The organism is Lysobacter sp. Root76 (assembly GCF_001428685.1).
In the GTDB taxonomy this organism is placed as follows: domain Bacteria; phylum Pseudomonadota; class Gammaproteobacteria; order Xanthomonadales; family Xanthomonadaceae; genus Lysobacter.
This window is the reverse complement of the sequence record NZ_LMIK01000008.1, coordinates 358,782-370,987: the sequence shown is the minus strand read 5'-3', so window position 1 is coordinate 370,987 and position 12,206 is coordinate 358,782. Positions and strand designations below refer to the sequence as shown.

Annotated in this window: 11 protein-coding genes; 7 read left to right on the top strand and 4 right to left on the bottom strand. The window is 68.5% G+C overall.

What is annotated here, in order from left to right; translation table 11 throughout:
• Positions 1 to 41: 41 nt before the first annotated feature.
• On the bottom strand, positions 42 to 635 hold the full coding sequence (locus ASE10_RS17135; protein ID WP_055901247.1) for a class I SAM-dependent methyltransferase: 594 nt from the start codon (positions 633 to 635) through the stop codon (positions 42 to 44).
• 102 nt (positions 636 to 737) lie between these two features.
• Between ASE10_RS17135 and ASE10_RS17130 the strand changes: the two genes are divergently transcribed.
• Entirely contained in the window at positions 738 to 1,160 is a 423-nt protein-coding gene (locus tag ASE10_RS17130; RefSeq protein WP_055901244.1) for a CopD family protein, read from the top strand.
• 981 nt (positions 1,161 to 2,141) lie between these two features.
• Here the strand turns inward: ASE10_RS17130 and ASE10_RS17120 are convergent.
• A complete protein-coding gene (locus tag ASE10_RS17120) occupies positions 2,142 to 3,875 on the bottom strand; it encodes an alkaline phosphatase (protein ID WP_055901239.1) in 1,734 nt (577 codons plus the stop codon).
• A 139-nt stretch (positions 3,876 to 4,014) separates the two neighbouring features.
• Here ASE10_RS17120 and ASE10_RS17115 point away from each other — a divergent pair, with 139 nt between their 5' ends.
• Genes ASE10_RS17115 through ASE10_RS17105 form a run of 3 tightly spaced genes read left to right on the top strand, consistent with a single transcriptional unit; the run spans position 4,015 to position 6,459 of the window.
• Positions 4,015 to 5,301, top strand: a complete 1,287-nt coding sequence (locus ASE10_RS17115) for a dicarboxylate/amino acid:cation symporter (RefSeq protein WP_055901235.1) — start codon at positions 4,015 to 4,017, stop codon at positions 5,299 to 5,301.
• 1 nt (position 5,302) lies between these two features.
• Positions 5,303 to 5,767, top strand: a complete 465-nt coding sequence (locus ASE10_RS17110) for a GNAT family N-acetyltransferase (RefSeq protein ID WP_055901233.1) — start codon at positions 5,303 to 5,305, stop codon at positions 5,765 to 5,767.
• Between the two features lie 59 nt (positions 5,768 to 5,826).
• Entirely contained in the window at positions 5,827 to 6,459 is a 633-nt protein-coding gene (locus ASE10_RS17105) for a LysE family translocator (RefSeq protein ID WP_055901230.1), read from the top strand.
• Between the two features lie 48 nt (positions 6,460 to 6,507).
• Here the strand turns inward: ASE10_RS17105 and ASE10_RS17100 are convergent, their stop codons facing one another.
• Together ASE10_RS17100 and bla are read right to left on the bottom strand one after the other, a co-directional pair.
• A complete protein-coding gene (locus ASE10_RS17100; protein WP_055901227.1) occupies positions 6,508 to 6,996 on the bottom strand; it encodes an 8-oxo-dGTP diphosphatase in 489 nt (162 codons plus the stop codon).
• A complete protein-coding gene (gene bla / locus ASE10_RS17095; protein WP_055901551.1) occupies positions 6,996 to 7,880 on the bottom strand; it encodes a subclass B3 metallo-beta-lactamase in 885 nt (294 codons plus the stop codon). The genes ASE10_RS17100 and bla overlap by 1 nt, the downstream gene beginning before the upstream one ends.
• Positions 7,881 to 8,121: 241 nt before the next feature.
• Between bla and ASE10_RS17090 the strand changes: the two genes are divergently transcribed.
• The 3 genes from ASE10_RS17090 to ASE10_RS17080 all read left to right on the top strand — a co-directional run bounded on the left by ASE10_RS17090 (position 8,122) and on the right by ASE10_RS17080 (position 11,684).
• The gene (locus ASE10_RS17090; RefSeq protein ID WP_055901224.1) at positions 8,122 to 8,736 is read left to right on the top strand and encodes a hypothetical protein; all 615 of its coding nucleotides are present in this window, start codon (positions 8,122 to 8,124) and stop codon (positions 8,734 to 8,736) included.
• 127 nt (positions 8,737 to 8,863) lie between these two features.
• Positions 8,864 to 10,249 carry a pitrilysin family protein gene (locus tag ASE10_RS17085; RefSeq protein ID WP_055901221.1) on the top strand — a complete coding sequence of 462 codons (1,386 nt, stop codon included), beginning with the start codon at positions 8,864 to 8,866 and terminating at the stop codon, positions 10,247 to 10,249.
• A gap of 10 nt (positions 10,250 to 10,259) precedes the next feature.
• Positions 10,260 to 11,684 carry a pitrilysin family protein gene (locus tag ASE10_RS17080; protein ID WP_055901218.1) on the top strand — a complete coding sequence of 475 codons (1,425 nt, stop codon included), beginning with the start codon at positions 10,260 to 10,262 and terminating at the stop codon, positions 11,682 to 11,684.
• The last annotated feature ends 522 nt before the right edge of the window (positions 11,685 to 12,206 follow it).

Below are 12,206 nucleotides of genomic sequence, written 5' to 3'. Positions count from 1 at the left end.
AGCCGATGGCGCGGGCGCCGGCGTTAAGCCGGCATGGATGTTCAGCCTGGGGTTTCCAGCGCCGCGGCGCCCTCGCTCAGGGCCGGCGCCAGCCACAGGTGCGAGCCCAGGGGGGCGAAGCCGGCGGCGGCGAAGCGCTCGCGGTAGAACCGCGCCGGGCGGCGCTTGAAGCCGACGGTGTCGCCGTCGACGCCGTCCTCGCGGGTGAAGGTCTCCAGGAACGCGACCCCGCCGCAGAGCTCGGCCAGTCCGGGCAGGCCGCGTTCGAGCTCGCGGGTGTCGAGGTAGTGCAGCACGTCGCTGCAGATCAGCAGATCGACCGGCGGGCACGGCCGCAGCGCTTCGAAATCGCCGAAGCGGGCGTAGTGCAGGTTGCGGCGCGCGCCGTGGCGGGCGACGGCATACTCGCTGCTGTCGAAGCCCAGATAGCGCAGCTTGGGCCGCAGTTTCAGCAGCGGCGCACGCCAGGCGGCTTCGCCGGCGCCGACGTCGAGCACGCTGCGAATCGGGCGCTCCAGGTGGTATTCGGCGCTGGCCACGGCCAGCGCGACCTTGCGCTGCAGGCGCGCGCGGCCGCCGATCTCGGGGTCGCGGTACCAGCGCTGGAAGTAGTCGCGGTCGTACTGTTTGCTCATCGTGTCCTGCGTGCGGTCGTCGGCATCGGCCGCGGGCGGCGGCGTGGCATCCTAGCGCGGCCGCGCCCCCGGCCCGCAACCGCCACCCACAGGAAGCCTGCGATGAATGCCTATCTCTGGACCAAGACCGCCCATGTCGTATTCGTGATGGCATGGATGGGAGGGGTGTTCTACCTGCCCCGGATCCTGGTCAATCTGGCGGAGGCGGGCGACGAACCGGCGGTGCGCGCGCGGCTGGTGCTGATGGGCCGGCGGCTGTACCGCTTCGGCCACATCATGTTCGGCCTGGCGGCCTTGGCGGGCCTGACTTTGTGGTTGCATTTCGGCATCAGCGGGGAGTGGTTGCACGCGAAGCTGACCCTGGTGGCGGTGATGCTGGGCTATTACATCGCGTCGGGGCGGTGGCTCAAGGGTGTGGAGAAGGGGCGGGCGTTGCCCAGCTCCAAGGCGTTGCGCTGGTTCAATGAGCTGCCGGTGTTGCTGTTGGTCGGGGTGGTGTATTTGGTGTTGGCCAAGCCGTTCTGAGTCGGTTTGCGCAGGCTTTCCTGCGCGTCCTGCATGAATTTCTTCGAACGCCGGACGCAGGCCCGGCGCACGTCGCTGCCAGGCAAGCGCCTCGCTCGCCGAAGTCATCCCCCTCCGATCTCGTCATGTTCCCTCTCCCGCTTGCGCGAGAGGGTTAGGGTGAGGGGATGCAGCGCCAAAGGCGCAAATGCTGTTGCTTTGCTTCCAGTCCGTCATCCCCCGAACGCTCGGGCGCTCGGCGTCCTGGCTGGGGCGCAATGACTTCAGCGCTATCCCGCATGCGGATTTTTTAAAGGTTTTTGACTTCGGCGCGAAGGTCAAAGGCTTCCGCCCGCTGCGCATGCGGGTCACTTTCTCTTGCCACTCGCCTTGGGGTAGGAGCGGCGTGAGCCGCGACCGCGACCTTCGTCTTCCGACGGAGGTTTCGCTATGGCTCCGCCTTCCGCCTTCCGCCTTCCGCCTTTTGCTTTCTGTGGGAGCGGCGTGAGCCGCGATCGCCAGTGCGGCGGCCGCGCCTGTTCCGCTCTCGCCTTGGGGTAGGAGCGGCGTAAGCCGCGACCGCGACCTTCGGCTACCGCGCTGGCTTCGATTCGGATTGGCTCGCCTTCTGTGGGAGCGGCGTAAGCCGCGATTGCGAATTCCGTTTGCTGCGTTGGTTTCGTTCTTAAGCAACAGCTTCCGCCCGCTGCGCGTGCGCGGGGATTTTTCGAAGGAACATCCTGTTCCTCGAAAAACGGCGCGCGTCCTGCGCGCCGCCCTTCGGGTCTGAGTGGGGCTGGGCGAGTGCGGCGCATTGGATTTCAATGCCGCGGCAACGGCAACGGCAACGGCAACGGCACTCCACGCATCGCAGCGCAGCGCATCGCTGCGCAGCGCAACTGCGATGTGTGGGGTGGCGTTGGGATCGCTCTGGTTTTGGCGGCGCGGCCGGTCGCCATCGCCGCATCGAAGCGGTGGACTCCGATGCGGCGGTGACCTAACTCAGCGGTTCTTGAAATCGTCCGGCTTCGGCAAGGTCACCGGGACCTGCTGGGCGTCGCAATCGCCCTTGGCGCAAAGCGCGCCGCGCAGTTTCGGCATGGCCTGCAGCATGAAATGGAAGATCGTGTTCTGTTCGACGCTGCCGCGGACGGCGTCGCTGCCGGGGCCGCGCGCCCAGATGCCGACGTCGTCGCCGCCGTGGGATTCGTTGCTGGTCGGGACCAGCGACTCCTGCAGGTAGTCGGGTTGCTCGGTGTCCACCTTGGTCAGGTCCGGACGGCCGTGCTCGGCCTGTTGAGTGCCGCTGGCGGTATGCAGGAAACGTTTCGGGCCTTCCGGCTGCTGGGCGCTGGCGCCGACGTAGCCGGGACCGTTGCTGTAATTGAGCGTGGTGTAGGGCATGCCGAGCGAATCGCGCGCGTAGTCGGCGGCGTCGCCGTCTTCGCCGCTGGTGCCGCGGACCTTGCCCAGGATCGGGTTGCCGCGCACCGGGTAGCCGACGAAGCTGAGCGTATGCGAATGGTCGGCGGTGACCAGGATCAAGGTGTCGTCGGCCGAGGTCGCTTCGCTGGCCGCGCGCACCGCGTCGCTGAGGGCGACGGTTTCGGTCAGGGCACGGTAGGCATTGCCGTAGTGGTGGGCGTGGTCGATGCGGCCGCCTTCGACCAGCAGCACCCAGCCGTTGCCGCCCTTGTCGGCGCTGAGGCGGTTCAGGCGCGCGATCGCGGCGCGGGTCATCTCGGCCAAGGTCGGTTCGCCGGCGCCGTCCTGGGGACGGTCGTGGTCGAACTGCATGTGGTCGGGTTCGAACAAGCCCAGCAAGGGCTTGTCCGCCGGTGCGGCCGCGAACTGCTTGGCGTTCCAGACGTAGGCGCCGCCGGGGTGGCGCTGCTTCCAGGTCGCGATCAGGTCGCGGCCGTCGAGGCGCTGGCCGACCTTGTCGTCGTATTCGGGGTCGCGCTGTTCGACCGTCATGAAGTTGCCGCGACCGCCGCCCATCAGCACGTCGGGACCGGTGCCGTAGGGCGATTCGATCATCTGCCGGGCGATGTCCTGGCAGCCGGCGGCCTTGGCGTCCTCGGGCAGGTCGGCGTCGTTCTCCCAGTTGCGGTCGGCCGAATGGCTGAAGGTCGCCCCGGGGGTGGCGTGGGTCACGCGGGTGGTGGTGACCACGCCGGTGGCCAGGCCGCTGCCTGCGGCGAGTTCCCACAGGCTCAGGATCGGCGCGGCCAGGGCGCCGGCGCAGCTGCCGCGCGCGGCCTGCTGGCCGATGCTGAGCACGCCGGCGCGGGTCTTCACGCCGGTGGCCATGGCGCTCATGGTGCCGGCCGAGTCCGGCGTCTGCGAATCGGTGTTGTAGGTCTTGCTGAGCGCGGTCGAGGGGAAGCGCTCCCAGCTCAGGCGGTTCTCCTCGCCCGGGCCGCCTTTCTTCTGGCCCTCGAAGATGCGCGCGGCGGCGACCGTGGTCAGGCTCATGCCGTCGCCGACGAACAGGATCACGTTCCTGGCCTTGCCGGCCATCGCGCCGCGCTGCGCGGCCTGGGCGGCGCCGTCGCGGAACCACCACTGCGGGGTTTCGTCCTGCGGGTGGCGGATTTGCGGCACGTCGACCGCGACTGCGGCGGCGGAGCTGCTGGCGGCGGGCGCGGCGGCGCGCGTTGCCGGTGTGCTGGCGCAGGCGCCCAGGCTCAGGGTGACGGCGAGGGCGAGGCAGGCGGTGCGCGTTCGGGACATCGTGGGGACCGGTGGCGGACGAAACCGCGATTATGACCTGTGGTTGTTGCTGGAATGGGATACCGGTGTTGCACCGGCGGGGGTCGCCGCGGCCGGGCGCCTCGGCTAAGGTGCCCACTCGTAGGCGCGAGGTGTCCGCATGAAGCTGGTGTCGGCCTGGTTCAAGATCCCGTTCTGGCAGCGGGTGCTGGCCGGCTTCGTGCTCGGCGCGCTCGCCGGCTGGCTGATGGGGCCAGCGGCGGAGACGTGGTTCGGTCCGCTGGGCAAGCTCTACGTGACCCTGATCAAGATGATCGCGGTGCCGCTGGTGCTGTTCGCGGTGATCAACGCGGTCGCGTCCCTGCATGGGCAGAAATCGGTGGCCGCGCTCGGCGGGCGCACCTTCGCCTGGTTCGCGTTCACCGCGGTGCTGGCGGTCGGCGTCGGCCTGACGGTCGCGCACGTGGTCGCGCCGGGCGAGGGCGTGGGCACGCTGCAGATCGCCGGCGACTACCAGCCCAAGGACGTGCCGCCGCCGATCGACGTACTGCTGGGCGTGGTGCCGGCCAATCCCTTCCAGGCGATGGCCGAGGGCAAGGTGCTGCAGGTGATCTTCTTCGCCGGGCTGGTCGGCTTCGCGCTGGTCAAGCTCGGCGACCGCGTCGCCGGCCTGCGCAAGCTCGCCGGCGAAGCCAGCGACACCATGATCCAGATCACCCGCTTCGTGCTGGAGTTCACCCCGCTGGGCACCTTCGGCCTGATCGCGGCGCTGATCGGCGGCTACGGTTTCGAAAAACTCCTGCCGCTGGGCAAGTTCGTGATCGCCCTGTACCTGGCCTGCGGCCTGCACATCGCCGTGGTCTACAGCGCGCTGCTGCTGGCGCACGGGCTGAACCCGCTGAAGTTCTTCCGTGGCGCGTTCCCGGGCATGCAGGTCGCGTTCGTGGCCTCGTCCAGCTTCGCCGCGCTGCCGGCTTCGCTGCGCAGCGTCACCCACAACCTGGGCGTGGACAAGAACTACGCCGGGTTCGCGTTGCCGCTGGGCGCGACCATCAAGATGGACGGCTGCGGCGCGATCTATCCGGCGATGGCGGCGGTGTTCATCGCCCAGTACGCCGACCTCGACCTGTCGCTGGCGCAGTACCTGGTGATCATGCTGGCCTCGGTGCTGGGCAGCTTCGGCACCGCCGGCGTTCCGGGTACGGCGGTGGTGATGGCGACGGTGGTGCTCAGCGCCGCCGGCCTGCCGCTGGAAACCATCGGCTATCTGTACGCGATCGACCGCGTGCTCGACATGATGCGCACCATGACCAACGTCACCGGCCAGATGCTGGTGCCGGTGCTGGTGGCGAAGGAAACCGGCCTGCTCGATCGCGCGGTGTACGAGGCCGCGCCGACCAACGTCGGCCTGGAGTCCGCCGAAGCGATCGCTAAGGACCCGGGCTGAGATGAGCGCGGCTTCCGGGACGGGTGCGGCGGGTGCGGCCGGCGACACGATCGAGCTGCTCGAACGCTTCCCCGGAGTCGACGACTACTGCCGCTTGCGCGCCGTCGCCGGCATGTCGCCGCGCACGCGCGAGGCCGCGCGCCTGGGCCTGCCGAACACGCTGTACGGCGTCAGTCTGCTGCGCGACGGCGCGGTGGTCGGCATGGGCCGGATCATCGGCGACGGCGGCTGCTTCTACAGCGTGGTCGATATCGCGGTCGTGCCGGAATTGCAGGGCCGCGGCCTGGGCAAGCGCATCCTCGACGCGCTCGACGCCTGGCTGCATGCGCACGCGCAGCCGTCGGCGTTCGTGACCCTGGTCGCCGACGGCGACGCCAAGCATCTGTACGCCAAATACGGGTTCGCCGAGAGCGCCCCGCACGCGGTCAACATGGAATACGTCGTGGGCGAAACCCGCGACGCCTGATTCGTCCGTCGTGCGCCGCGCGACGTCATGCCACGTAGAACGTCCACGGAGACCGCACCATGCCCGAAGCCTCGAACCTGATCGCCTTCGCCCTGATCGCGCTGGGCATGGTGCTCACGCCCGGGCCGAACATGGTCTATCTGATCTCGCGCTCGATCTGCCAGGGGCCCAAGGCGGGCTTGATCTCGCTGGGCGGCGTCGCGCTCGGCTTCGTGTTCTACATGCTGTGCGCGGCGCTGGGCATCACCGCGCTGGTGATGGCGGTGCCGTACGCCTACGACGCACTGCGCCTGTGCGGCGCGCTCTATCTGGCTTATCTGGCCTGGCAGGCCCTGAAGCCGGGCGGGCGTTCGCCGTTCCAGGTCCGCGAGCTGCCGCAGGACAGCCCGCGCCGGCTGTTCGCGATGGGGCTGATGACCAATCTGCTGAACCCCAAGGCGGCGGTGCTGTACCTGTCGCTGCTGCCGCAGTTCATCGACCCGTCCAAGGGCCAGGTGCTCGGTCAGTCGCTGGCGCTGGGCAGCACCCAGATCGCGATCAGCCTGATGGTCAATGCGCTGATCGCGATCAGTGCCGGTTCGCTGGCCGCGTTCCTCGGCCGCCGCCCGACCTGGCTGGCGGTGCAGCGCTGGCTGATGGGCACGGTGCTGGCCGCGCTGGCGGTGCGGATGGCGACCGAAGCGCGACGCTGAGACTCCGGCGCGTACGCTGCAAGCGCGCATGCTCCAAGCCCGCACGCTTCAGGCGCGAGCGTAGCGCCAGGACTGCATGCGGCCGTCGCGGTAGGGCATCACGCCGTGGAACGGGCGCGGGTCGGCGTCGAACACCAGCGGCAGGAACTCGCGGTCGCCTTCCCACATCGGCAGGTCGTGCAAGCGCTCCAGCGGCACCCATTCCAGGGTGCCCTCGGGATTGCTCGCGTACGGCGTGCCGCTGTAGCGGGTGATGGTGAAGATGAAACCCAGCCAGTCTTCACCGTGCTTGCCGAAACCGGGCCAGCTGATGGTGCCGCGCAGGTGCAGCTCGTCGCAGTCGATGCCGGCCTCCTCGAGGATCTCGCGGCGCATGCCGGCGACTACGTCCTCGTCGCGCTCGAGTTTGCCGCCCAGGCCGTTGTACTTGCCGAGCTGGTGATCGTCCGGGCGCGCGTTGCGATGGACCATCAGCACTTCGCGGCCGTCGGCCGAGAGTACGTAGCCCAAGGTGGCCACGATCGGGGTGTAAGGCATCAGCGCTTTTCCTGCGGCGCCGCTTTGGCGCGTTGCTCGGCGAGGGTCTTGTCGAACGCGGCTTCGGCCTTGTCGGCATAGGCGCGACAGCTGAGCGGGTTTTTGTGCGGGGCGGCGGTGTCGGCCGGGTTCCAGCCGCTGGCGTCGGGGTGCGGCGTCAGCAGCAGGTCGCAGGGCAGGGCGCGCACCGTGGCGAAGCCGCGACGGTAGTCGTCGACGATATGCGGATAGCGCGGGTTGTCGATCAACTGGTAGCCGGGCGCGCTGAGACTGTCGGCGTAGGCGATGTGCGCGGTCTTGCCGTCGACGCGGTCGTCCCAGGTCCAACTAGTGCTGCCGGGCGTATGCGCGGGGGTGAAATGCGCGGTGAAGCGCATGCCGCCCAGCTCGACCGTCTCGCCGTCCATGACGATGCGTTGGACTTGCACCGGCGGGAACAGCATGCCCTCGCCGAAATGAATGTCGTCGCTGCCGCCGCGCGCCAGCAGCACGGCGGCTTCGGCGTTGCCGACCACCTGCGCGCCGGTCGCGCGCTGGATCTGCGCCAGCGCGCCGATGTGGTCGATATGAGCATGGCTGTGCAGGATCAGCTTGAGCTGCGAGGGCTCGACGCCGAGCGCGCGCATCCGCTGCAGCAGCATGTCGCCGGCCTGCGGCAGACCGGTGTCGATCAGCACCGCGCCGGCGTCGGTCTTGACCAGGATCGCGCTGAGGCCGGCGGTGCCGATGTACCAGCTGCGTTCGCCGATGCGGAACGGCGCCACCGGCTGGCGCCAGGCGTCCTGGCTCGAATAGGCGCGGGCTTCGGGCAGCAGGGGCTCGGCGGCGGTGGCGCTGCTGGCGGCGATCAGGGACAGGGCGAGGGCGAGCAGGGCGGGGCGCAGTGAAGGCATGGGCGGCGATGGAGGGGATTGGGGGCCTGCAAGTGTCGGCGATTCGGGCCAGCGCAGCCAGGGCCGGCGGCGCCGGCAACGAGTCGGATTTGCGAGGCGACGACCGCGGTCCCGCGCATCGGCGCACCGGTTCGCATCAAGCCTTGCGGCGAATGCTGGCTTGCCGTTGTCGGCGACCGCCGCGGCAGCCAGAATGCGCGGGCATTCGCACATAACCGCAACAGGGGGAAGGATGAAATTTTTCGCAAGCATGCTGCTGTGCGCCGCGGCGCTGGTCGCCGCGCCGGTTTCGGCCCAGGAGGCCGCCGTCGCATCGCCTTCGGCGACGGGCACCTTGATCGTCGATATCAAGCCCTTCACCAGCGAGAAGGAACTGCCGAAGAAGGTCGACAAGCAATTGCGCAGCGGCGGTCTGGAGTGGGGCATCCGCGACCGGCAGTTGGTGTTCACGATGGTCGGCAAGCAGTTCGTGGACTTCCCGATCAGCCACATGACCCGCTACGGCCAGAGCGAAACCCTGGTACTGCCCGCGGGCGAATACCGCATCACCGGCATCGGTCTGGAAATGACCGCCGGCTTCAGCGTGCAGAAGATCCTCGACCGCGGCGCTTTCGTGAACGACGACGTGGTCGTGTTCCAGGTCGAGCCGGGCAAGACCTCCACCTTGCACATCAACCCGGTCATCAAGCGCGACGGGGCCTTCGTGGTCGACTTCTGGATGCCGACGATGATGGCCAGCGTCACCACCGAGGCCGGCACCAGCGCGGAGAAGGCGCTGAACGTACGCGGCGACGCCTCGATCGCCTGGCCGAACTACAAGGGTCCCTTGAAGTTCGTCGCCAAGTAATGCCTGGCGCGCGGCCGCCCCTGCGGCCGCGCGCTACGCCCGATCGCGCCCTCACGTGACTTCTGGCCGGTATGCCGGCGCCGGCCCAAGGTTAGGGTGGGTCTCTATCTGGAAAATGGAGACTTCCATGCGCTTGCGCCACATCGCGCTGCTGCTGGCCGGGCTGACGACGACCTCGGCCGCGCTCGCGACCGACGCCGATCGCTGGACCTTGCCGGTCGCGGTCAAGAAACTCGACAACGGCCTAACTGTGGTCGTGTCCGAAGACCATACCTCGCCGACCGTCGGCGTCAGCGTGGTCTATCACGTGGGCATGCGCCTGGAGCCGAAGAACCGTACCGGTTTCGCGCACCTGTTCGAACACCTGATGTTCGAAGGCACGCCGAACGCGAAGGAAGGCGTGTTCGACCGCGTGATCACCGGCGGCGGCGGCCGCAACAACGGTTCCACCCGCGCCGATTTCACCAACTACATCGAAGTCGCGCCGGCGTCGGCGCTGGAACCGATCCTCTGGCTCGAAGCCGACCGCATGAAGACCCTGGACTTCAACCCGACCACGCTCAAGAACCAGCAGGATGTGGTCAAGGAAGAGATCCGGGTCAACGTGAAGAACCAGCCCTACGGCGGCTTCATGTGGATCGACATCGGCCAGCAGGCGTTCCAGAAGTGGGAGAACAACCACGACGGCTACGGCAGTTTCCAGGATCTGGAGAACGCCAGCCTGGAGGACGTGGCCGCGTTCCACCGCGACTACTACGGCCCCAACAACGCCGTGCTCGGCTTGGCCGGCGACATCACGCCCGAGCAGGGCTTCGCGCTGGCGCAGAAGTACTTCGGCGGGATCCCGGCGCGCAAGGCCCCGGCCGCGCCCGATTACCGCGAAGGCCTGAACACGAAGGAAAAACGCATCGTCCAGTCCGACGCGCTGGCCCAGGTGCCGGCGATCGCGGTCGGTTGGAAGATGCCCGACCGCGGCAGCCCGGACCAGGCGCCGATGGCGGTGCTGGGCGCCTTGCTCGCCGACGGCGACGCGTCGCGCTTCTACCAGGGCACGGTCAAGGGCCGCGAGCTCGCGCTCAACATGGAGCTGCTGTACGGCCTGACCAGCGAATGGGAATACGACGGCCCGACTCTGTTCGTGGTCAATGCGCTGTACAAGCCCACGTCCAGCGCCGACGAATTGCTCAAGGCCTTCGACGAGGAGATCGCCAAGGTCGCCGAGCAAGGCGTGGACGAGGCCACGCTCAAGCGGGTCAAGACACAGCTGTTGGCCAATTGGTACAACGGCCTGGAGACCTTCATCGACCGCGCCGACGCGCTGGCCAAGCTGCAGACCCTGTGGGGCGATGCCGCCGTGGTCAACAAGATTCCGGGCTGGATCGACGGCGTTACGTCCGCCGATGTCCAGCGTGCGGCCAAGACCTATCTGACCCCCGCCAACCGCATCGTGATCGACCGCAAGCCCGCAGCGATGCTGGCTCCGGCCGCCGCGCCCGCCGCCGCCAAGAACTGAGGAGACGACGATGAAGACGCATCCGAACCTGATCGCCGTCGCGATCTCGTTGACGCTCGCCGTCGCCGGCGCCGCCCACGCCGGCCCCAAGGCCGCGCTGCCCGCGCAATTGCCGCCGTACGCGCCCGACAGGCCGCTGCCGGTACCGAATATCGTCAAGAAGACCCTGTCCAACGGCCTGGAAGTGTGGGTGCTGCCGCGCGACGGCATGCCGCGCGTCGACTACGTGCTGGCGGTGCGCAACGCCGGCTACGCCGCCGATGCCGCCGATGCCTCCGGCTTCGCCGCGCAGTTGGCGAGCTTGCTCAACGAAGGCACTGCGCAGCGCGATTCCAAGGCGATCGCCGAAGCCGCGCAGGGCTATGGCGGCAGCGTCGGCGCCTCGGCCAACAACGACGGCATCAACCTCTATGGCGACGCGCTGGTGTCCAACGCCGCGCCGATGCTGGCCCTGCTGGCCGAGATCGCGCGCACGCCGTCGTTCCCGGACGGCGAGGTCAAGCTGGCCCAGGCCAACGCGCAGCAGGCCTTGAAGGCGGCCGAGGCGCAGCCTTCGTTCAAGGCCTCGCGCGCGCTGCTGGCGGCGAGCTACGGCGATCATCCGTACGCGCGCACCCAGCCGACCGAGGGCATGATCGCGGCGATCACGCCGCAGAAGCTGCGCGCCGAGCACGCGCGCCGCTTCCGCCCCGACCGCGCGCTGCTGGTCATCACTGGCCGGGTTTCGCCCGAGGACGGCTTCAAGCTCGCTGAGCGTTCCTTCGGGGACTGGAAGGCCAGCGGCGAGCCGATCGCCGACACCGCACCCGCGCGTCGCGAGGCCAAGCCGAGCTTCGTGCTGATCCAGCGCGACGGCAGCGTGCAGTCGACCCTGCGCCTGGGGCGTCCGGCAATTCCGATCACCGACCCCGACTACGTGCCGATGCAGTTGGCCAGCACCGTGCTCGGCGGCGGCTTCAGCAGCCGCGTCAACCAGAACCTGCGCGAGGACAAGGGCTACACCTACGGCGCCAGCGCGGGCCTGCAGACCGGACGCGTCGGCGGCCGGGTCCAGGGCGGCGCCGACGTGCGCAACGACGTCACCGGCGCGGCGCTCAAGGAGTTCTTCCACGAGTTCGAGCGGCTGGGCAAGGAACCGGTGCCGGCGCAGGAACTGGAAGACACCAAGCGCTACATCGCCGGCGGCTACATGATCGGCAATCAGCAGCAGGGTTCGGTCGCCGCGACGCTGGCAAACCAATGGCTGATGGGCCTGCCCTCGGATTTCCTCGGCCAGTACGTGCCGCGAATCCGTGCGGTCGATGCCGCGCAGGTGCAGACGATCGCGAAGAAGTATTTCGTGCCCGCGGATCAGTCGATTGTGGTGGTCGGCGACGGCAAGGCGGTGGCCGAGCAGTTGAAGGCTTACGGAGAGTTCGTGGCGCCGGCGAAGTAGGGCGGCGCGGTGGTGGTTTGGGTTCGCCGCGCCTACTTTCCTCCCTCTTTCAGAAAGGAGGGAGGATTGCTTCCGCTTTCTGTGGGAGCGGCGTAAGCCGCGATCGCTTGGCTCGTCCGCCCCGCTCTGCCAGGCAGTGGCCGCGCCTGTTCCGCTCTGGCCTCGGGGTAGGAGCGGCGTGAGCCGCGACCGCGACCTTCGGCTGCTGCGTGAGTTTCGATACGGATCGGCTTCGCTTTCTGCTGTCTGTGGGAGCGGCGTGAGTCGCGATCGCCAGTGCGGCGGCCGCGCCTGTTCCGCTCTCGCCTTGGGGTAGGAGCGGCGTAAGCCGCGACCGCGACCTTCGGCTAGCGCGCTGGCTTCGATTCGGATTGGCTTCGCATTCTGTGGGAGCGGCGTGAGCCGCGATTGCGACCTCCGGCGGCTTTGCTGGTTTCGTTCTTAAGCAACAGCTTCCGCCCGCTGCGCGTGCGGGTCACTTTCTCTTGCTAGCCCAAGAGAAAGTAACCAAAGAGAAGGGCT

Excerpts from the sequence above, each read along its gene's own strand:
- ASE10_RS17135 (WP_055901247.1), bottom strand. The coding sequence starts at position 635 with ATGAGCAAACAGTACGACCGCGACTACTTCCAGCGCTGGTACCGCGAC.
- ASE10_RS17130 (WP_055901244.1), top strand. The coding sequence starts at position 738 with ATGAATGCCTATCTCTGGACCAAGACCGCCCATGTCGTATTCGTGATG.
- ASE10_RS17120 (WP_055901239.1), bottom strand. The coding sequence starts at position 3,875 with ATGTCCCGAACGCGCACCGCCTGCCTCGCCCTCGCCGTCACCCTGAGC.
- ASE10_RS17115 (WP_055901235.1), top strand. The coding sequence starts at position 4,015 with ATGAAGCTGGTGTCGGCCTGGTTCAAGATCCCGTTCTGGCAGCGGGTG.
- ASE10_RS17110 (WP_055901233.1), top strand. The coding sequence starts at position 5,303 with ATGAGCGCGGCTTCCGGGACGGGTGCGGCGGGTGCGGCCGGCGACACG.
- ASE10_RS17105 (WP_055901230.1), top strand. The coding sequence starts at position 5,827 with ATGCCCGAAGCCTCGAACCTGATCGCCTTCGCCCTGATCGCGCTGGGC.
- ASE10_RS17100 (WP_055901227.1), bottom strand. The coding sequence starts at position 6,996 with ATGCCTTACACCCCGATCGTGGCCACCTTGGGCTACGTACTCTCGGCC.
- ASE10_RS17090 (WP_055901224.1), top strand. The coding sequence starts at position 8,122 with ATGAAATTTTTCGCAAGCATGCTGCTGTGCGCCGCGGCGCTGGTCGCC.
- ASE10_RS17085 (WP_055901221.1), top strand. The coding sequence starts at position 8,864 with ATGCGCTTGCGCCACATCGCGCTGCTGCTGGCCGGGCTGACGACGACC.
- ASE10_RS17080 (WP_055901218.1), top strand. The coding sequence starts at position 10,260 with ATGAAGACGCATCCGAACCTGATCGCCGTCGCGATCTCGTTGACGCTC.